At 66.6% G+C, this 1,354-nt stretch carries 1 protein-coding gene; it reads left to right on the top strand.

Annotated elements, in window-relative coordinates; genetic code table 11:
- On the top strand, nt 1–1,354 hold a 1,354-nt coding region (locus NKI25_RS36185), incomplete at both ends, for a condensation domain-containing protein (RefSeq protein WP_353000954.1).

Here is a 1,354-nt window from a genome sequence, read left to right on the forward strand (position 1 = left end):
GACGAGGGCAGCACGAACTATCACATTCCACTGGCCTTGCGGCTGCGTGGTGTGCTCGACCGCGGCGCCTGGCAGCGCAGCCTTGACCGTCTGTTTGCGCGTCATGAGGCGCTGCGCAGCGTCTTTGTCGCACCGGAGGGCAAGCCCTGGGTTGAGGTTCTGCCGCCGGATGCGGGACTGCCGGTGGCCGAGCACGATCTGCGGGACAGGCCGGATGCTGAGGCTGCGCTTTTGGATCTGTGCCATGAAGAGGCGCGCACGCCGTTCGATGTTGCGCGCGGGCCGCTGATCCGCGGGCGTCTGATCCGGATGTCGGATGAGCAACACGTCTTCCTGCTGACCCAGCATCATATCGTCTCGGACGGCTGGTCGATGGGCGTGCTGGTGCGTGAACTCAGTCAGCTTTACCGGGCGTTCGAGGCTGGACAGGACGATCCTTTGCCGCCGCTGGCGATCCAGTACCCGGATTATGCCGCCTGGCAACGGCGGTGGCTGTCGGGGGAACGGCTGCAGAGCCAGGCGCAGTATTGGCGCGACACCCTGTCTGACGCTCCGGCCCGTCTTGCGCTGCCGACGGACCGGCCGCGGCCGGCCCAGCAGTCGTATGCCGGGGCCGCTGTGCCGATCGTCATCGATGCGGATCTGACGCGGGGTCTGAAGCGGCTGAGCCGGCAGCATGGCACGACGTTGTTCATGACGGTGCTGGCGGCCTGGGCGGCGGTGCTGTCGCGTCTGTCGGGGCAGGACGACCTTGTGATCGGCGTGCCGAGCGCCAATCGAGGCCGGGGCGAGATCGAAGAGTTGATCGGCTTCTTCGTCAACACCCTGGCGCTTCGGCTGGACCTGTCGGGCGAGCCGAGCGTGTCGGAGCTTCTGGAACGGACGCGGCGCACGGCCTTGGCTGCCCAGGAGCATCAGGACCTGCCGTTCGAGCAGGTCGTCGAGATCGTGCAGCCGCCACGGCATCTTGATCACACGCCGCTGTTCCAGGTGATGTTGGCCTGGCAGAACAACGCCGTCGGGTCATTGGACCTGCCGGGGCTGAGTGTGGAAGCTGCCGGGGAGGGGTATGATCAGGTCAAGTTCGATCTGGAGCTGAGCCTTTGCGAGCGTGGCGAGGAGATCGCCGGAACGTTTGGTTATGCCACGGCGCTGTTCGATCAGGCGACGATCGAGCGGCAGCGTGGTTATCTGCTGGCGCTGCTGCGGGCGATGGCTGCCGATGCAGGCCAGCCGGTCGGCCGCATTGACATCCTGCCGGCCGCCGAGCGCACCTATCTGCTGGAGGATCTGAACCGGACGGCGGCGGCCTATCCGTCGCAGCGGTGCGTCCACGAGCTGTTCGAGGCGCAGG

The sequence above is a fragment of the Mesorhizobium sp. M0808 genome, from assembly GCF_040320025.1.
GTDB lineage: Bacteria > Pseudomonadota > Alphaproteobacteria > Rhizobiales > Rhizobiaceae > Mesorhizobium.